This window comes from Pseudomonas fluorescens (assembly GCF_005938625.1).
GTDB lineage: Bacteria > Pseudomonadota > Gammaproteobacteria > Pseudomonadales > Pseudomonadaceae > Aquipseudomonas > Aquipseudomonas fluorescens_BD.
On the sequence record NZ_VCNJ01000073.1, the window covers coordinates 40,917 to 60,415 of the forward strand.

A 19,499-nucleotide genomic window follows, 5' to 3' on the forward strand; every position below is an offset into this window, starting at 1 on the left:
ATTCCCCATCAGCTACGCCCCGCGTTCCGCTTCGTTTAAGGCCTCTTGCATGTCCGATTCCCGTTACCAGGTCGATGTCAGCGTCGTCACCCGCTATCTGGCAGACCAATCGCAACCCGAGCACGACCGCTTCGCCTTCGCCTACACCATCACCGTGCAGAACAATGGCGCGATCCCGGCCAAGCTGCTGTCGCGGCACTGGGTGATCACCGATGGCGATGGCCATGTCGAAGAAGTGCGTGGCGCCGGCGTGGTGGGTCAGCAACCGTTGATCGATGCCGGCCAAAGCCACACCTACAGCAGCGGCACGGTAATGACCACCAAAGTCGGCACCATGCAGGGCACCTACGAAATGGTCGCCGACGATGGCAAACATTTCGACGCCATCATCAAGCCGTTCCGTCTCGCCGTGCCCGGATCTTTGCACTGATGGCGACATATGCCGTCGGCGACCTGCAGGGCTGCCTTGAACCGCTGAAATGCCTGCTCAAGCAAGTGGCGTTCGACCCAAAGCTTGATCGACTGTGGCTGGTCGGTGACCTGGTCAACCGTGGCCCGCAATCACTGGAAACCCTGCGCTTTTTGTATGGCATGCGTGAATCGCTGGTCTGCGTGCTGGGCAACCACGATCTGCACCTGCTGGCTGCGGCTAAAAACATTGAGCGCTTAAAGAAGTCCGACACCCTGCGCGAGATTCTCGAAGCGCCGGACTGCGCTGAATTGCTTGAATGGGTGCGACAGCAAAAGCTCATGCACTACGACGAGCAGCGTAATGTCGCCATGGTCCACGCCGGCATTCCGCCACAATGGTCGCTGAGCCGCGCGCTGAAGTGCGCTGGAGAAGTCGAAACCGCGCTGCGTGACGACAACCTGTTCCCCGCCTACCTCGACGGCATGTACGGCAACGATCCGGCGAAATGGGACAACGACCTCAAAGGCGTGACCCGCCTGCGCGTCATCACCAACTACTTCACGCGCATGCGCTTCTGCACCGCAGAAGGCAAGCTCGACCTCAAGAGCAAGGAAGGCCTCGACACCGCCCCGCCCGGCTACAAACCGTGGTTCCAGCACAAGGATCGCAAGACCAAAGGCCTGCGGATCATTTTCGGCCATTGGGCGGCACTCGAAGGCAATATCCAGGAGCCGGGCATCTCGGCGCTGGACACCGGTTGTGTCTGGGGCGGCAGCCTGACCCTGATGAATGTCGACAGCGGTGAACGCCTGTCGTGCAAATGCGATGAACACGGCGGCCTGGCCCCGAACGTCGCACCACTTATCCCCGAAACTTCGCCAGTCAGCGCACCGCGTTAGACTGCGCTTTCAGCCGAGCAACAGGAACCCGCCATGAGCGAATTCAAACGAATCCCCCCGGAACAGGCCCAGGCCCTGCGTGAACAAGGTGCTGTCGTCGTCGACGTGCGCGACCCGGCGACTTTTGCCGCCCTGCATATCAGCGGCTCGAAGCATCTGGACAATCATTCGCTGCACGCCTTCATTCAAGGCGCTGACCTCGATGCACCGACCGTGGTCGTCTGCTACCACGGCAATTCCAGCCAGGGCGCTGCGGCCTACCTGATCAGCCAAGGCTTTTCCGACGTCTACAGCATGGACGGCGGCTTCGAGCTGTGGCGTACGATTTATCCTGCGGAAACCGCGCAAGGCATCGCCGAATAATTTTTTTGTCACGCGCAGGCCCCGGCTGCCGCGGGCCTGCGCGGGCAGACGAACGGTCTTGCCACAACTAATTACGTATCTCGCCTTTACCTCCCGAATTCCCAACTATCCTTAAGCCCAGGCCATCCAAAACAGGGGAGAGCCGGTACACCGGCGCACGGGTCATCGGGAGTGACTTTCACGATTGTCGATCGTGGAAGTGTTCTGGGGGGTAAACAATCAGCTGCTACTGCGGCTGCTTGCCAGCATCGACTGAGTGATCCGGCGTCGGCTCCACGTATCGAGCGAGGTGACGTCATGAGTATCTTTAGCCACTTCCAACAACGCTTCGAGTCCACACGCCAGGAAGAACTCTCGCTGCAAGAGTACCTGGAGCTGTGCAAGAAGGACCGCAGCGCTTATGTTTCCGCCGCCGAGCGTCTATTACTGGCCATCGGTGAGCCGGAGCTGCTCGACACCTCGACCAATTCGAGGCTGTCCCGCATCTTTTCCAACAAGGTGATCCGTCGCTATCCGGCCTTTGAAGACTTCCACGGGATGGAAGAATGCATCGACCAGATCGTCTCGTATTTCCGCCATGCCGCCCAAGGCCTGGAAGAGAAGAAACAAATCCTCTATCTGCTCGGCCCCGTCGGTGGCGGTAAATCGTCGCTGGCCGAGAAGCTGAAACAACTGATCGAAAAAGTGCCCTTCTACGCGATCAAGGGCTCGCCTGTATTCGAATCGCCTCTGGGTCTGTTCAACGCCACCGAAGATGGCGCGATCCTCGAAGAAGACTTCGGTATTCCACGGCGCTACCTGAACACCATCATGTCGCCATGGGCGACCAAACGTCTGGCCGAATTCGGCGGCGACATCAGCCAGTTCCGCGTGGTCAAACTGTACCCGTCGATTCTCAATCAGATCGCCGTGGCCAAAACCGAACCGGGCGACGAGAACAACCAGGACATCTCCGCGCTGGTCGGTAAAGTCGACATCCGCAAACTTGAGGAATACCCACAGAACGACGCCGACGCTTATAGCTACTCCGGTGCGCTGTGCCGGGCCAACCAGGGCCTGATGGAATTCGTCGAAATGTTCAAGGCACCGATCAAGGTGCTGCACCCATTGCTGACCGCGACTCAGGAAGGCAACTACAACAGTACCGAAGGTCTCGGTGCGATTCCGTTCACCGGGATCCTGCTCGCCCACTCCAACGAATCGGAATGGCACACCTTCCGCAACAACAAGAACAACGAGGCGTTCATCGACCGGATCTACATCGTCAAAGTGCCGTATTGCCTGCGCGTCAGCGATGAAGTGAAGATCTACGACAAACTGCTGTTCAACAGCTCTCTGGCCAAGGCGCATTGCGCGCCCGACACCTTGAAGATGCTGGCCCAGTTCACTGTCCTCTCACGCCTCAAGGAGCCGGAAAACTCCAACATCTACTCGAAGATGCGCGTCTACGACGGCGAAAACCTCAAGGACACCGATCCGAAGGCCAAGTCGATTCAGGAATACCGCGACTCGGCCGGGGTGGACGAAGGCATGAACGGTCTGTCGACCCGCTTTGCGTTCAAGATCCTCTCCAAGGTATTCAACTTCGATCCGCATGAAATCGCTGCCAACCCGGTGCACCTGCTCTATGTGCTGGAACAGCAGATCGAACAGGAACAATTCCAGGCCGAAACCCGCGAGCGCTACCTGCGCTACCTGAAAGAGTACCTGGCACCGCGTTATATCGAATTCATCGGCAAGGAGATCCAGACCGCGTACCTCGAGTCTTATAGCGAGTACGGCCAGAACATCTTCGACCGCTACGTGCTGTACGCCGACTTCTGGATTCAGGATCAGGAGTACCGCGACCCGGAAACCGGCGAGATTCTCAACCGCGTGGCGCTGAACGAAGAACTGGAGAAAATCGAGAAGCCGGCCGGCATCAGCAATCCGAAGGATTTCCGTAACGAAATCGTCAACTTCGTCCTGCGCGCGCGGGCCAACAACAACGGCAAGAACCCGACCTGGCTCAGCTACGAAAAACTGCGGGTGGTCATCGAGAAGAAAATGTTCTCGAACACCGAGGATCTGCTGCCGGTCATCAGCTTCAACGCCAAGGCCAGCAAGGAGGATCAGCAAAAGCACAACGACTTCGTCACTCGAATGGTCGAACGCGGCTACACCGACAAACAGGTACGGCTTCTTTCCGAATGGTACCTACGGGTACGGAAGTCGCAGTGAAGCAGCTGCAAGCTTCTAGCTACAAGCTGCAAGAACAAAGCGCGTAACCCAGAGATGCCCGGGAACCTGCTTTTACTTGCAGCTTGAAGCTCACAACTTGAAGCTGCCCGGAGGGCTTCCTATGAGTTATGTGATCGACCGACGTCTGAATGGCAAGAACAAGAGCACGGTGAACCGCCAGCGCTTCCTGCGGCGTTACCGTGATCACATCAAAAAGGCTGTCGAAGAGGCGGTCAGCCGGCGTTCCATTACCGATATGGAACACGGCGAACAGATCAGTATTCCCGGTCGCGACATCGACGAACCGGTGCTTCACCATGGCCGCGGCGGCAAGCAGACCGTGGTTCATCCCGGCAACAAGGAGTTTACCGCCGGCGAGCATATTGCCCGCCCACCGGGAGGTGGCGGCGGACGCGGACCGGGCAAGGCCGGCAATTCCGGCGAGGGCATGGACGAGTTCGTCTTCCAGATTACGCAGGAAGAGTTTCTCGAGTTCATGTTCGAAGATCTCGAGCTGCCCAATCTGGTCAAGCGTAACCTCAGCGGTACCGACACCTTTAAAACCGTGCGCGCCGGGATCAGCAACGAAGGCAACCCATCACGCATCAACATCATCCGCACCCTGCGTTCGGCCCATGCACGGCGCATTGCCTTGTCCGGCAGCAGCCGGGCGAAACTTCGCGAAGCCAAAGAAGAACTTGAGCGCCTGAGACGCGAAGAGCCGGACAACTTCGGCGATATTCAGGAACTCGAAGCAGAAATCGAGAAACTCAGCGCGCGTATTCATCGCGTACCGTTCCTCGACACCTTCGACCTGAAATACAACCTGCTGATCAAGCAACCGAACCCCAGCTCGAAAGCCGTGATGTTCTGCCTGATGGACGTTTCCGGCTCCATGACCCAGGCGACCAAGGACATCGCCAAGCGTTTTTTCATCCTTTTGTACCTGTTCCTGAAACGCAACTACGACAAGATCGACGTGGTGTTCATCCGCCATCACACCAGCGCTCGCGAAGTCGACGAAGAGGAGTTTTTCTATTCGCGGGAAACCGGCGGCACCATCGTTTCCAGCGCCCTGAAACTGATGCAGGAGATCATGGCCGAGCGCTATCCCAGCAACGAGTGGAACATCTACGCGGCGCAGGCTTCCGACGGTGACAACTGGAACGACGACTCGCCAATCTGCCGCGACATCCTGATCAACCAGATCATGCCGTTTGTGCAGTACTACACTTACGTGGAGATCACCCCGCGCGAACATCAGGCCTTGTGGTACGAGTACGAACGCATTGCCGAAGCCTTTTCTGACACTTTTGCCCAGCAGCAACTGGTCTCGGCCGGAGATATCTATCCGGTCTTCCGTGAACTCTTCCAGCGCAGGTTAGTGACATGACCGCCAAAGAGCAGAAGCGCCAACCCATTTCCACCGGCTCTGAATGGACGTTCGAGCTGATTCAGACCTACGACCGCGAAATCGCCCGGATCGCGGCCCGCTATGCGCTGGATACTTATCCCAACCAGATCGAAGTGATCACCGCCGAGCAGATGATGGACGCGTACGCCTCGGTGGGCATGCCGCTGGGTTATCACCACTGGTCTTACGGCAAACACTTCCTCAGCACCGAGAAATCCTACAGTCGCGGGCAAATGGGCCTGGCCTACGAAATCGTTATCAACTCCGATCCGTGCATTGCCTATCTGATGGAAGAAAACACCATCTGCATGCAGGCGCTGGTGGTGGCTCACGCATGCTATGGCCACAACAGTTTCTTCAAGGGCAACTACCTGTTCCGCACCTGGACCGATGCCAGTTCGATTATCGATTACCTGGTGTTTGCCAAGCAGTACATCATGCAGTGCGAGGAGCGCCACGGCATCGATGCCGTGGAGGACTTGCTCGACTCCTGCCATGCCCTGATGAACTACGGCGTCGACCGTTACAAACGGCCGTACCCGATTTCCGCCGAAGAGGAGCGGCGCCGGCAGAAAGATCGCGAAGAGCACCTGCAAAAGCAGATCAACGATCTGTGGCGCACCATTCCCAAAGGGGCGGACAAGTACAGCGACAAGGACAACGCTCGCTTCCCGGCCGAGCCGCAGGAAAACATCCTGTACTTCATCGAGAAACACGCGCCGTTGCTTGAGCCATGGCAGCGCGAGATCGTGCGGATCGTGCGCAAGATCGCCCAGTACTTCTATCCACAACGCCAGACCCAGGTGATGAACGAAGGCTGGGCGACGTTCTGGCACTACACGCTGATGAACGACCTGTACGACGAAGGCCTCGTCACCGAAGGCTTCATGATGGAGTTCCTCACCTCGCACACCAGCGTGGTGTTTCAGCCAGGTTTCGACAGCCCCTACTACAACGGCATCAACCCTTACGCGCTGGGCTTTGCGATGTATCGCGACATTCGGCGCATGTGTGAGGAGCCTACCGAAGAGGATCGTCGCTGGTTCCCGGAAATTGCCGGGACTGACTGGCTGTCGACCATCAAGTTCGCCATGAGCAGCTTCAAGGATGAGAGTTTCATCCTGCAGTATCTGTCACCGAAGGTGATCCGTGACCTGAAACTGTTCAGCATCATGGATGACGATCAGAAGGACGACTTGCTGGTGCCTGCGATTCATGACGAACCCGGCTACCGGATCATCCGCGAAACCCTGGCCGCGCAATACAACCTCGGCAATCGTGAACCGAATGTGCAGATCTACAGCATCGATCGGCGCGGCGACCGCTCACTGACCTTGCGTCACCAACAGCACGACCGCAAACCGCTGGGAGACTCCACTGACGAAGTGCTTAAACATCTGCATCGCCTGTGGGGCTTCGATATCCACCTGGAAACCCTGCAAGGCGACCAGATCATGAAAACCCACCACGTTCCGCCACGCAGCGAACACAGCGAAGGGGATTACGGTCGACTGGATCTGGCCGTCATTCATCTTTGAAACGGTTCTGGCCTCCGAAAGTCCGGCGCAAGGGTTATCCTGTCGGGCTAACGGAGGTTTTTTATGCAGATTTTCAAGGTTGGCGGTGCCGTACGTGATCGCTTGCTGGGCAAACCGGTCACGGACATCGATTGGGTCGTGGTCGGCGCCACCACAGAGGAAATGCTCGCCCAGGGTTATCGCCCGGTCGGTGCGGATTTCCCGGTGTTTCTTCACCCAAAAAGCGGCGAGGAATATGCCCTCGCCCGCACCGAGCGCAAAAGCGGGCGCGGTTACGGTGGCTTCACCTTTCACGCCAGCCCCGAAGTCACGCTTGAAGAAGACCTGATCCGCCGCGACCTGACCATCAACGCCATGGCCGAGGACGATCAGCAAAATCTGACTGATCCATACCAGGGTCAGCGCGATCTGGAAGCCCGGATCCTGCGCCACGTTTCTCCGGCGTTCGCCGAGGATCCCCTTCGTGTATTGCGCGTTGCCCGCTTCGCTGCGCGTTATGCCGGGCTTGGTTTCACCGTCGCGCCAGAGACGCTCGAACTGATGCGTCAGCTCAGCGACTCCGGCGAACTGGAAGCACTGACTGCCGAACGCAGCTGGAAGGAAATCTCCCGGGCACTGATGGAAGATCAGCCGCAGGTGTTCATTCAAGTGCTGCGCGACTGCGGCGCACTGAAGGTGCTGATTCCGGAAGTCGACGCGCTTTTTGGAGTGCCACAACCGGAAGCCCATCATCCGGAAATCGACACCGGCCTGCACATGCTCAGCGTGTTGGAGCAATCAGCGCTGCATAAACAACCGCTGACCGTGCGCTGGGCTTGCCTGCTGCATGATCTCGGCAAAGGTCTGACCCCGGAAGAAGAGTGGCCGCGACACATCGCCCATGAGCACACGGGGTTGAAGCCGATCAAAGCGGTCAACGAACGCTTTAAGGCACCGAAGGATTGTCAGGAGCTGGCGCTACTGGTCGGCCAGTACCACACCCATGGCCACCGGGCGCTGGAGCTGAAGGCATCGACATTGCTGGAGCTGCTGCAGAGTTTTGACGTGTATAGGCGACCGCAGCGGTTTGAGGAGTTTATCGCCGCATGCGAAATGGATGCTCGAGGGCGCAAAGGGCTGGAGCAGAGAAGTTATCCACAGGCGGATTATTTGCGTGGAGCTGCCAAGGTTGCGCGGGAAGTCGCGGTGAAGCCGTTGCTGGAGAAGGGATTCAAGGGCCCTGAGTTGGGAGAAGCGCTGAAGCGTGAGCGCCTGAAAGAGTTGAAGGCTTACAAGGAAAACAACTAAAGCAAGATCAAAAGATCGCAGCCTGCGGCAGCTCCTACACGGGAACATGCGTTTCTCTGTAGGAGCTGCCGCAGGCTGCGATCTTTTGCTTTTAAAGATTCTGCGGGGTCAGCTGCGCGCCACGCCATTCGAACGCAACCGGCGCCAGCACCTGATCAATCTGCGCCTCAGCCCACAATGTCGCGAAGCTTTTTCCCACACCCGGATGCACGCGATCCGGCGCAATCAGTGACAGCGGCCACAGCACAAAAGCATTTTTCAGAATCTCGGCACGTGGCAAAACCAGCCCGTCGAAATTCCCCGCCAGCTCGCCATACAGCAGCACGTCGATATCCAGCGGCAAGCCCTTGCGATCAGGCGCGTAGCGACCGTTATCCGCCTCGATGAATTTCAAGCGTCGATCCAGTTCCATCAACGGCAGATCGGTAAACGCCGACACCACAAAGTTGAAGAACGGCCCGCTCTTGATCCCCACAGGCGCGCTCTCGAACACCGCCGAACAGCGGATATCCACCAGAAACGTCGCCAATGCGTCGAGTCCGGCGCGCAAATGGATTTCGCGCTCGATATTGCTACCGAGCCCTAAGTAGACCTGAGTCAGGGACATCCGCGCTCGATCTCCACACCCACGCCACCCTTCGCAGCGGGAACGGCGCCAGGCTTGGTCAGCTTCAGACGCACCCACGTGATGTTGAATTCGCTCATAAGCACTTCGACCAGACGCTCGGCAAAGGTCTCTACCAACTGAAACTGCGCCTGCTCGGCAAAAGCCTGAATCCGCGTGGACACGCTGGCGTAATCGAGCGCCAGGGTCAGGTCGTCACCGGCGGCGGCCGGGCGATTGTCCCAGGCGAAGCTCAGATCAAGTCGCAAGCACTGTCGGATGCCGCGCTCCCAGTCGTAGGCACCAATCACGGTGTCGACTTCCAGGCCCTCGATAAACACTCTGTCCAAGCACTTCTCTCCACTGCACGACAAGGGCGCAATGCGCCGTTAGAATCAGGGCGTCCTCGCCCGGAATAGTTAGCATGTTTTGGTTACTGGCGACTTTCGCCTACCTGCTCGGCTCGCTGTCCTTCGCCATTTTGCTCAGCCGCCTGACCGGAAATCCGGACCCGCGAATGAGTGGCTCGGGCAATGCCGGTGCTACCAACATGCTGCGCCTGGCCGGTCGCAAACTGGCGATCCTGACCTTGCTGGGTGATCTGTGCAAAGGCCTGGTGCCGGTGCTGATTGCCTCGGCTGTCGGTCTTTCGCTACAAGATCAGGCGTGGATCGGCGTGTGCGCCGTGATCGGTCACCTGTTCCCGCTGTACTTCCGCTTCCGTGGCGGCAAAGGTGTCGCCACCGCTGCCGGCATGCTGCTGGGCCTGTACCCGCCCGCCGCGCTGCTAGCAATCTGCGCGTGGCTACTGACGTTCTACCTGACCCGCACCAGCTCGCTGGCGGCGCTGATTGCCACACCGCTGACCTTGCCACTGTTAGCCTGGCAGGAACCGGAAGCGCTGTTGCCGATGAGCGCACTGACCTTACTGATCGTCTGGCGCCACCGCGGCAATCTACGCGACCTGTTTGCCGGGCGCGAACGGCATTTTTAAATAGCGCACATGAGCGCTGCTCATCGCAACGCCGACAACTGCTCCATTGGCCAGCGTGCCTGCACACTGATCGCCAGACTTTCCTGCTGACCGGCCTGCAAACGCTGACAACCGGCAAACGCGATCATCGCGCCGTTGTCGGTGCAGAACTCGGGACGGGCGTAAAACACATCGCCCTTCATGTCGCCGAGCATTTTCTCCAGCGAAACCCGCAGGGCCTTATTGGCACTGACGCCGCCAGCGATCACCAGACGCTTCATGCCCGCCTGTTTCAGGGCACGCTTGCACTTGATGGTCAAAGTCTCCACCACGGCCTGCTGGAACGCCAGCGCGATGTCGCAACGGGCTTGCTCGTTTTCGTCCCCGGCGCTGACACACTGCTGCCAGGCGTTGAGAGCAGAGGTTTTCAGCCCACTGAAGCTGAATTGCAGGCCCGGGCGATCACACATCGGACGCGGGAAGGTAAAACGTCCTGCGACACCCTTCTCTGCCAGTTTGGCGATTTCCGGGCCGCCCGGATAATTGAGGCCCATCATCTTCGCGGTTTTATCGAACGCTTCGCCGGCGGCATCATCGAGCGTCTCGCCGAGCAGGCTGTATTGACCGATGCCATCGACCTGAACCAGCTGCGTATGGCCGCCGGAAACCAACAAAGCGACGAACGGGAATTCCGGCGGTTTTGGCTCCAGCATTGGCGCGAGCAAATGCCCTTCCATGTGGTGCACGCCAAGCGCCGGAATGCCCCAGGCAAACGCCAGCGCTTGAGCGCAGGAAGCACCGACCAGCAACGCGCCAACCAGGCCAGGACCCGCGGTATAGGCGATCGCATCGATCTCGGTCGGCACGCAGTCCGCCTCGGCCAACACCTGACGAATCAAGGGCAGCATGCGTTTGACGTGGTCACGCGAGGCCAGCTCCGGCACCACCCCGCCATAAGCGCGGTGCAGGTCGATCTGGCTGAACAGCGCGTCAGCCAACAGGCCACGTTCACTGTCATATAATGCGACGCCGGTTTCGTCGCAGGAGGTTTCTAATCCCAGTACTAGCATGGGTTTGCGCCTTGTTTAGGCTGAATTCGAAGGCGCGCATAATAGTCGCCGCGTGATGCCCCGACCAGCGGTTTTCGATCAGAGGCTTTGCATTCCGAGCGATGAGGGGTTAACATCCGCAACCCTTAAAAACCGACGTCTTCAAGTGCTCTTTTGCCGCGAGGATGTTGACCCCGGTAATGAATGAAGGTAGCTCTGGATGCCAGCCGTCAAAGTTAAAGAGAACGAACCCTTCGACGTAGCTCTGCGTCGTTTCAAGCGCTCCTGCGAAAAAGCCGGTGTACTGGCTGAAGTTCGTAGCCGCGAATTTTACGAGAAGCCAACTTCTGAGCGTAAGCGCAAAGCAGCAGCCGCTGTTAAGCGTCACGCCAAGAAAGTTCAGCGCGAACAGCGCCGCGCCGTTCGTCTGTACTAATACACAGACGTTCGTTGCAAGCTTCTTTGCCTAAGCCCGGCTCTCAGCCGGGCTAATGGCATTTGCGTAAAACGCTTGATGCTTCAACGTCGAAGCCGCACACGCGACCTAGACGAATCTGCTTCACACGTCAGACCTGGCTCTTTTGCCAGCGGTGCACGTCTTTTCTGACGAGCCTTTCAAGGCTACTGACGAGCACACCCACTGATTCCTCTTACGACGATCAGCCCAAAGCACCTGCATGCGTGCCCGCTTTATTGAGCTATCCGAGGCCCCTAACCGGCCGTCAGCGGATTCAGCGCAACACTTTCAAATAGTCGAAGGCTGATGAGTACTAACGTCAGTGGATTTTCGGCAGATACACTTCCCGACAGCGATTACGCAGACGACACCGGTCGAGCCGCATATTTTGCGCGCTTCAAACAATGACCCGCGTCCGGCAGCCTTACGCATCGGACTTATTGCAGCGCAGACGACGAGAACGCCATGGCCGGGCTGATTCCCCAGAGCTTCATTGACGACCTGCTGAACCGCACCGACATCGTCGATGTGGTCAGTTCGCGCGTGCAATTGAAGAAGGCCGGCAAGAACTACACCGCCTGTTGCCCGTTTCACAAAGAGAAAACCCCGTCCTTCAGCGTCAGCCCCGACAAGCAGTTTTATTATTGCTTCGGCTGCGGCGCCGGCGGTAACGCCCTCGGTTTTCTCATGGACCACGACAACCTGGACTTCCCCCAGGCCGTCGAAGATCTGGCGAAAGCCGCCGGCATGGAAATCCCTCGCGAAGAAAGCGGCCGTCCGCACAAACCGCGCCAGCCGACCGATTCGCCGCTGTATCCGCTACTCACTGCTGCCGCCGATTTTTACCGGCAAGCCCTCAAGAGCCATCCATCGCGCAAAGCTGCGGTGGATTACCTCAAGGGCCGCGGCCTGACGGGCGAGATTGCGCGGGATTTCGGTCTCGGCTTCGCACCGCCGGGCTGGGACAATCTGTTCAAACACTTGAGCAGCGACACGCTTCAGCAGAAAGCCATGATCGACGCCGGCCTGCTGATCGAGAACGCCGAAACCGGCAAACGCTATGACCGCTTCCGCGATCGCGTGATGTTCCCGATCCGCGACACCCGTGGACGTATCATCGCTTTCGGTGGTCGCGTGCTCGGCGATGACAAGCCCAAGTACCTGAACTCACCGGAAACCCCGGTGTTCCATAAAGGCCAGGAACTCTACGGCCTTTATGAAGCGCGCAAGAACAACCGCAACCTCGACGAAATCATCGTCGTCGAGGGCTATATGGACGTCATTGCCCTCGCCCAGCAAGGCCTGAAGAATGCCGTCGCGACGCTGGGCACCGCGACCAGCGAAGAACACTTGAAACGCCTGTTCCGCGTGGTACCGAACGTTTTGTTCTGCTTCGACGGCGACCAGGCTGGTCGCAATGCTGCGTGGCGTGCCCTTGAAGCAACGCTTTCAAGCCTGCAGGACGGTCGCCGGGCGCGCTTTTTGTTTCTGCCCGAAGGCGAAGACCCGGACACATTGGTTCGCGCCGAAGGCACTGACGCCTTCAAGGCACGAATCAATCAGCACGCTCAGCCGCTGGCGGACTATTTTTTCCAGCAACTGACCGAAGAAGCCGATCCGCGCTCGCTCGAAGGTAAAGCCCATATGGCGACCCTCGCTGCGCCACTGATCGACAAAGTGCCGGGCGCCAACCTGCGCATCCTGATGCGTCAGCGCCTGACCGAAATTACTGGTCTGAGCAGTGAAACCGTCAGCCAGCTCGCACAAAGTGCGCCGCAGGAAGCGCCACCCGCCTACGATCCGGGCATCGATTACGACGCAATGCCGGACTACAGCGACTACCATCAGCCGCAGGCACAGGACATGTATGTGCCGCAGCAGGAGTGGACGCCAAAGAAACCTGGCGCTGGCGGCAAGAAATGGGACAAGAAACCCTGGGACAAGAACGGCAAACGTGGCGGTGATCGCGAACAACAGCGCCCGCGCACGCCTATCGGCGTCGAATCGCCTACCCTGACTGCCCTGCGCACCCTGCTCCATCACCCGCAACTGGCCGAGCGCGTCGAAGATGCCGGGCACATTGCGGACGAGAATCAGACCAACGCCCAGTTACTTGTGGCGCTGCTCGAAGCCGTACAGAAGAATCCCAAGCTAAACTCATTTCAGTTGATCGCGCGATGGCACGGCACTGAGCAGGGTCGTTTGCTCAAGGCACTGGCAGAAAAGGAGTGGCTGATTGACGGAGATAACCTTGAACAACAGTTTTTCGACACCATTACTAGCTTGTCAGCCCGCCAACGCGAGCGAAATCTGGAACAGTTGCTCAGGAAAGCGCGTCAAAGCGAACTGAGTATCGAAGAGAAAAATCAACTGCGCGACCTACTAAGTCGCAATGTTTCCGCATCAAACCCGACCTCAACTGGCGCGTGAGGTCATAGCTCAGGTATAATCCTCGGCTTGTTTTTTGCCCGCCAAGACCTTCAGTGGATAGGGTGTTATGTCCGGAAAAGCGCAACAGCAGTCTCGTATTATTGAGTTGATCAAACTGGGTCGTGAGCAGAAGTATCTGACTTACGCCGAGGTCAACGACCACCTGCCCGAGGATATTTCAGATCCAGAGCAGGTGGAAGACATCATCCGCATGATTAATGACATGGGGATCCCCGTACACGAGAGTGCTCCGGATGCGGACGCCCTTATGTTGGCCGACGCCGATACCGACGAGGCCGCTGCGGAAGAAGCAGCCGCTGCGTTGGCAGCGGTGGAGACCGATATCGGTCGCACCACTGACCCAGTGCGCATGTACATGCGTGAAATGGGTACGGTCGAGCTTCTGACTCGTGAAGGCGAAATCGAAATCGCCAAGCGTATCGAAGAGGGCATCCGTGAAGTGATGAGCGCAATCGCGCACTTCCCTGGCACGGTTGACCACATTCTCTCCGAGTACACCCGCGTCACCACCGAAGGTGGTCGCCTGTCCGACGTCCTGAGCGGTTATATCGACCCGGACGACGGCATTGCGCCGCCTGCCGAGGTGCCGCCGCCTGTCGAAGCGAAAGTGGCGAAAGCCGACGACGAAACCGACGACGATGAAGCCGAATCTTCCGATGACGAAGAAGAAGCCGAAAGCGGTCCGGATCCGGTCATCGCTGCCCAGCGCTTTGGCGCCGTGGCTGATCAGATGGAAGTCACTCGCAAGGCCCTGAAAAAGCACGGTCGCAACAACAAGGCAGCGATTGCCGAGTTGCTGGCACTGGCCGAGCTGTTCATGCCGATCAAACTGGTACCGAAGCAATTCGAAGGCCTGGTCGAGCGTGTTCGCGGTGCCCTGGATCGTCTGCGTCAGCAAGAGCGTGCGATCATGCAACTGTGTGTACGTGATGCACGTATGCCACGCGCCGATTTCCTGCGTCAGTTCCCGAGCAACGAAGTCGACGAAAGCTGGTCCGACGCCCTGGCCAAAGGCAAGAGCAAGTACGCCGAAGCCATCGGTCGCGTTCAGCCGGACATCATTCGTTGCCAGCAGAAACTGATCGCGCTGGAAACCGAAACCGGTCTGACCATCGCAGAAATCAAGGACATCAACCGTCGCATGTCGATCGGTGAGGCCAAAGCCCGCCGCGCGAAGAAAGAGATGGTTGAAGCCAACCTGCGTCTGGTGATCTCGATCGCCAAGAAGTACACCAACCGCGGCCTGCAATTCCTCGATCTGATCCAGGAAGGCAACATCGGTCTGATGAAAGCGGTAGACAAGTTCGAATACCGTCGTGGTTACAAGTTCTCGACTTATGCCACCTGGTGGATCCGTCAGGCGATCACTCGCTCGATCGCCGACCAGGCCCGCACCATCCGTATTCCGGTGCACATGATCGAGACGATCAACAAGCTCAACCGCATTTCCCGGCAGATGTTGCAGGAAATGGGTCGCGAACCGACCCCGGAAGAGCTGGGCGAACGCATGGAAATGCCTGAGGATAAAATCCGCAAGGTATTGAAGATCGCTAAAGAGCCGATCTCCATGGAAACGCCGATCGGTGATGACGAAGACTCCCATCTGGGTGACTTCATCGAAGACTCGACCATGCAGTCGCCAATCGATGTCGCCACTGTTGAGAGCCTGAAAGAAGCGACTCGCGAAGTGCTGTCCGGCCTCACTGCCCGTGAAGCCAAAGTACTGCGCATGCGCTTCGGTATCGACATGAACACCGACCACACACTCGAAGAAGTGGGCAAACAGTTTGACGTAACGCGTGAGCGTATCCGTCAGATCGAAGCCAAGGCGCTGCGCAAGCTGCGCCACCCGACGCGAAGCGAGCATCTGCGCTCCTTCCTCGACGAGTGATACCAGAACCCCCGGCCCAGGCCGGGGGTTTTGTTTATATGGCAGATTAAATCCCCCGCAACGCCCCTCCCCCGCATACCCCGTCTACACTCGAAACAATCATCCCCGAGCCATAACGAGAGCGTTATGCCCAGATTGGCGTCCGTGCTTTTTTTGCTGTCACTGATGATCTGGACCGCAACGGCTGACGCGCTGACTCTGACCGATGAAGAACGTAGCTGGCTGGCGGCTCACCCGGACTTGCGCCTGGGTGTCGATGCGTCGTGGCCGCCCTTTGAGTTTCGCGACGATCAGAACCGCTACCAGGGCCTGGCGGCGGACTATATCGACGTGATTCGCCAACGCCTGGCAATCAAGTTGACGCCGATTGAACCAGTGAGCTGGACGGTGGTACTGGAACAGGTCAAATCGGGCAAGATCGACCTTCTACCCGGGATCATGTCTACCCCGGAGCGCCAGACCTATCTGTCGTTCACTCGCCCCTATCTTGATTTCCCGATCGTGATCCTCGCGCACATCGGCGGTGCACAACCGCGCAAACTTGACGACCTGTACGGTTTGAAAATCGCCGTGGTGGAAAACTATGCTCCCCACGAACTGCTGCGCACCCACCACCCCGATCTGAATCTGGTCGCCATGCCCAATGTCAGTTCAGCGTTGCAGGCGCTGGCGACCGACGAGGTGGACGCTGTGGTCGGCGACCTCGCCTCCAGTGTCTGGAGCCTGCGCCAGCTCAAGCTCGACGGTCTGTACGTCAGCGGCGAAACCCCGTATCGCTACCAACTGGCAATGGCCGTCCCCCGCGACAACAAGATACTGGTGGGGATTCTCGACAAAGTGCTCGCTGATATGAGTCCTGATGAAATCAGCAGCATTCAGGAGCACTGGGTCGGCAACGTCCTTGATCACCGGACATTCTGGTCGGATCTGCTGGTCTACGGATTGCCAGGGCTGTTGCTGTTGGTGACGATCCTCGCTGTGGTGATCCGCATCAACCGCCGCCTGAGCTCGGAAATCGCCCGACGTATCGACCTCGAACAGGAACTGCGCAGCAGCGAATATCACTATCGCGGCCTGGTCGAGAGCCTGTCGGCCATCGCCTGGGAAGCGCGGATGAGCGACTTCACCTACAGCTATGTGTCGCCCCACGCCGAAGATTTGCTCGGCTATCCACAATCGCACTGGTTGATCCCCGGCTTCTGGCACAACATCATTCACCCGGCCGATCTGACCCGTACGCAGAGTTACTGCAAAGAAGCGCTGCGCGAGGGTCGCGATCACATCGTCGATTATCGCGTGATCACCGCGGATGGCCGCTGTTTGTGGGTGCGCGACATTGTCAGCCTGATCGAACATGGTCATGAGCCGGTAATGCGCGGCCTGATGATCGACATCAGCGAAATCAAGCGCACTGAAGAGGCGTTGCGGCTCTCGGAGCAAAAATTCGCCTCGGTCTTCCAGCAGTGCCCGGACATTCTGGTGATTGCACGACTGTCCGACGGTTGCCTGCTGGAGGTCAACGAAGCGTTTGAAGAACAGATCGGGCTGAAAGCCGAGGAAGTGCTTGGCCAAACAGCGACCGAGCTGAATATCTGGGGGATTCCCGGCGTCGGTCCGGGACTGCTGCAGCGTTTGCAGGCGGGCAGCATTCGCAATCTGGAGATGCCCTTTCGCCGCAACAATGGCCAGCTGTTTACCGGCCTGATTTCCGCGGAGCCGTTCGATCTCGACACCACCCCCGCGCTTGTCGTTGTGGTGCGGGACATCACCCAGCTCAAGGAAACCCAACAGCAACTGCAGACCTCCGAAGAGAAGTTCGCCAAAGCCTTCCATGCCTCACCGGACGGTTTGTTGTTATCGCGCCAGAGCGATGGCCTGCTGCTGGAAGTCAACGAAGGTTTCAGTCGTATTACCGGTTTCAATAGCGCCATGTCGGTGGATCGTTCGGCGCTGGATCTGGGGATCTGGGTCAATCTCAATGAGCGCAAACAGATGCTCGACCTGTTGCATCGCGACGGTTTTGTGCGTGACTTCACCTGCCACATCCGCCGCAGCGACGGGCAGATTCGCCTCTGCGAAGTCTCCAGCCGTCCGCTGCCGATCGGTGAAGAAGACTGCATGCTGACCATCGCCCGCGACATCACCGAGCGCCATCTGATGCAGGAAAAACTGCAACAAGCCGCGACTGTGTTCGAGAGCACCGCCGAAGGTGTGTTGATCACCGACACGCAGCAGCACATCAGCGCGGTCAATCGAGCCTTCACCGAAATCACCGGTTACAGCGAAAGCGAAGCGCTTGGCCATACGCCGCGCCTGCTCGCTTCCGGCCTGCACGACAGCGCGTTTTACGCGGCGATGTGGCATCAGTTGACCGACGAGGGTCACTGGCAAGGCGAGATTTCCAACCGGCGCAAGAACGGCGAGCTCTACCCGAGCTGGCTGACCATCAGCGCCGTGCGTAACCGCGACAAATTCATCACTCACTTTGTCGCGGTGTTTGCCGACATTTCCAGTCTCAAGCACGCGCAGGCCAAGCTCGATTACCAGGCTCACCATGACCCACTGACCGGCCTGCCAAACCGCACGCTGTTTGAAAGTCGGTTGCTCATGGCGCTTAACAGTCAGCAGGAAAACGGCGGTCAGGGCGCCGTGCTGTTTCTCGACCTCGACCGCTTCAAACACATCAATGACAGCCTCGGTCACCCGGTCGGCGACCTGCTGCTCAAGGGCATTGCCGTGCGCTTGAAAGAGCAGTTGCGCGACATCGACACCGTTGCGCGCCTGGGCGGCGATGAATTCATCATCCTGCTGCCCGGCCTGCAACAGCCCAGCGACGCCGACAACATCGCCACCAAGCTGCTCAACTGCTTCGGTGCGCCGTTCCAGGCCGGTGAACACGAGTTTTTCATCAGCGCCAGCATCGGCACCAGTCTTTATCCGCGCGATGGTTGCGACGTCGCCACGCTGGTGAAAAACGCTGACGCGGCGATGTACCGTTCCAAGGCCAAGGGCCGCAACCGCGTCGAGAGCTACACCCGCGACCTCACCGCCCAGGCCAGCGAACGCGTGGCGCTGGAGCACGAACTGCGCCGGGCCATCGAGCGTGATGAGTTGTTTCTCTACTACCAGCCGAAAATCAGCCTGGAAGATCACAGCCTGGTCGGTGCCGAGGCGCTGATTCGCTGGCGCCACCCGACGTTCGGCGATGTACCGCCGGAGCACTTCATTCCGTTGGCCGAAGAGAACGGCATGATTCTGCAAATCGGCGATTGGGTGCTGGAGACCGCGTGCCGGCAGATGTACGAATGGAATCAGGTCTACGACAGTCCCGGCCCTCTCTCGGTGAATCTTGCCGGTGCGCAATTGCGCCAGCCCAACCTGCTCGGGCGCATCGAGCAACTGCTCAACGACAACGGCCTGATGCCGGATTTACTGCAACTGGAAATTACCGAGAACTTCATCATGAGTCAGGCCGAAGAGGCACTGGCCGTGCTGCACCAACTCAAACACCTCGGCGTGCAACTGGCGATCGATGACTTTGGCACCGGCTATTCCTCGCTCAGCTACCTCAAACGCCTGCCACTGGACATCCTCAAAATCGACCAGTCCTTTGTCCGCGGACTGCCCGACGACCCCCACGACGCGGCGATTGTGCGCGCCATCATCGCCCTGGGCCGCAGCATGCAATTCACCGTCATCGCCGAGGGCGTGGAAACCCAGGCGCAACAACAATTCCTCGCCGCCGAAGGCTGCGAACAGATCCAGGGCTATATCGTCAGCCTGCCGCTACCACCAGAAGAATTCGCCGCGACGTTTCTTCGTGTAACCGTATCGGATTATTCGGATAGCACAGCCGAGAAACCGTCGCTATAATCCGCGACCTACTGAGGGCCTATAGCTCAGTTGGTTAGAGCAGAGGACTCATAATCCTTTGGTCCACG

15 protein-coding genes are annotated in these 19,499 nt (G+C 58.5%); 12 read left to right on the forward strand and 3 right to left on the reverse strand.

Going from position 1 to position 19,499, the window contains the following annotated elements; genetic code table 11:
- The first annotated feature begins 49 nt into the window (after window positions 1-49).
- The 7 genes from apaG to FGA82_RS28985 all read left to right on the forward strand — a co-directional run bounded on the left by apaG (window position 50) and on the right by FGA82_RS28985 (window position 8,133).
- The gene (gene apaG / locus FGA82_RS28955) at window positions 50-430 is read left to right on the forward strand and encodes a Co2+/Mg2+ efflux protein ApaG (RefSeq protein WP_064119268.1); all 381 of its coding nucleotides are present in this window, start codon (window positions 50-52) and stop codon (window positions 428-430) included.
- The gene (locus FGA82_RS28960) at window positions 430-1,311 is read left to right on the forward strand and encodes a symmetrical bis(5'-nucleosyl)-tetraphosphatase (protein WP_141129740.1); all 882 of its coding nucleotides are present in this window, start codon (window positions 430-432) and stop codon (window positions 1,309-1,311) included. The genes apaG and FGA82_RS28960 overlap by 1 nt, the downstream gene beginning before the upstream one ends.
- A 33-nt stretch (window positions 1,312-1,344) precedes the next feature.
- A complete protein-coding gene (gene glpE / locus FGA82_RS28965; RefSeq protein ID WP_141129741.1) occupies window positions 1,345-1,674 on the forward strand; it encodes a thiosulfate sulfurtransferase GlpE in 330 nt (109 codons plus the stop codon).
- Between the two features lie 297 nt (window positions 1,675-1,971).
- Entirely contained in the window at window positions 1,972-3,894 is a 1,923-nt protein-coding gene (locus tag FGA82_RS28970) for a PrkA family serine protein kinase (RefSeq protein WP_007910115.1), read from the forward strand.
- A gap of 121 nt (window positions 3,895-4,015) precedes the next feature.
- Window positions 4,016-5,287 carry a YeaH/YhbH family protein gene (locus FGA82_RS28975; RefSeq protein ID WP_137217359.1) on the forward strand — a complete coding sequence of 424 codons (1,272 nt, stop codon included), beginning with the start codon at window positions 4,016-4,018 and terminating at the stop codon, window positions 5,285-5,287.
- Window positions 5,284-6,846, forward strand: coding sequence for a SpoVR family protein (locus FGA82_RS28980; protein ID WP_141129742.1), 1,563 nt, complete (start codon window positions 5,284-5,286; stop codon window positions 6,844-6,846). Before FGA82_RS28975 ends, FGA82_RS28980 begins: the two co-directional genes overlap by 4 nt.
- A gap of 63 nt (window positions 6,847-6,909) precedes the next feature.
- On the forward strand, window positions 6,910-8,133 hold the full coding sequence (locus tag FGA82_RS28985) for a multifunctional CCA addition/repair protein (RefSeq protein ID WP_141129743.1): 1,224 nt from the start codon (window positions 6,910-6,912) through the stop codon (window positions 8,131-8,133).
- 91 nt (window positions 8,134-8,224) lie between these two features.
- Here the strand turns inward: FGA82_RS28985 and folK are convergent, their stop codons facing one another.
- Both folK and folB read right to left on the reverse strand, forming a co-directional pair.
- Window positions 8,225-8,740 carry a 2-amino-4-hydroxy-6-hydroxymethyldihydropteridine diphosphokinase gene (gene folK, locus FGA82_RS28990; RefSeq protein ID WP_141129744.1) on the reverse strand — a complete coding sequence of 172 codons (516 nt, stop codon included), beginning with the start codon at window positions 8,738-8,740 and terminating at the stop codon, window positions 8,225-8,227.
- Window positions 8,731-9,087, reverse strand: a complete 357-nt coding sequence (gene folB / locus FGA82_RS28995; RefSeq protein ID WP_141129745.1) for a dihydroneopterin aldolase — start codon at window positions 9,085-9,087, stop codon at window positions 8,731-8,733. The genes folK and folB overlap by 10 nt, the downstream gene beginning before the upstream one ends.
- 74 nt (window positions 9,088-9,161) lie before the next feature.
- Here folB and plsY point away from each other — a divergent pair, with 74 nt between their 5' ends.
- Window positions 9,162-9,731, forward strand: coding sequence for a glycerol-3-phosphate 1-O-acyltransferase PlsY (gene plsY, locus FGA82_RS29000; protein ID WP_141129746.1), 570 nt, complete (start codon window positions 9,162-9,164; stop codon window positions 9,729-9,731).
- 20 nt (window positions 9,732-9,751) lie between these two features.
- Here the strand turns inward: plsY and tsaD are convergent, their stop codons facing one another.
- Window positions 9,752-10,780 carry a tRNA (adenosine(37)-N6)-threonylcarbamoyltransferase complex transferase subunit TsaD gene (gene tsaD / locus FGA82_RS29005; RefSeq protein WP_141129747.1) on the reverse strand — a complete coding sequence of 343 codons (1,029 nt, stop codon included), beginning with the start codon at window positions 10,778-10,780 and terminating at the stop codon, window positions 9,752-9,754.
- Window positions 10,781-10,979: 199 nt separating this feature from the next.
- Between tsaD and rpsU the strand changes: the two genes are divergently transcribed.
- The 4 genes from rpsU (at window position 10,980) to FGA82_RS29030 (ending at window position 19,431) form a co-directional block, all read left to right on the forward strand.
- On the forward strand, window positions 10,980-11,195 hold the full coding sequence (gene rpsU, locus FGA82_RS29010) for a 30S ribosomal protein S21 (RefSeq protein WP_002551877.1): 216 nt from the start codon (window positions 10,980-10,982) through the stop codon (window positions 11,193-11,195).
- Window positions 11,196-11,681: 486 nt separating this feature from the next.
- Entirely contained in the window at window positions 11,682-13,646 is a 1,965-nt protein-coding gene (gene dnaG, locus FGA82_RS29015; RefSeq protein WP_077574774.1) for a DNA primase, read from the forward strand.
- Between the two features lie 67 nt (window positions 13,647-13,713).
- Window positions 13,714-15,558 carry an RNA polymerase sigma factor RpoD gene (gene rpoD, locus FGA82_RS29025; RefSeq protein WP_141129748.1) on the forward strand — a complete coding sequence of 615 codons (1,845 nt, stop codon included), beginning with the start codon at window positions 13,714-13,716 and terminating at the stop codon, window positions 15,556-15,558.
- A 126-nt stretch (window positions 15,559-15,684) separates the two neighbouring features.
- Complete coding sequence (locus FGA82_RS29030) at window positions 15,685-19,431, forward strand: bifunctional diguanylate cyclase/phosphodiesterase (protein ID WP_141129749.1); 3,747 nt, start codon at window positions 15,685-15,687, stop codon at window positions 19,429-19,431.
- The last annotated feature ends 68 nt before the right edge of the window (window positions 19,432-19,499 follow it).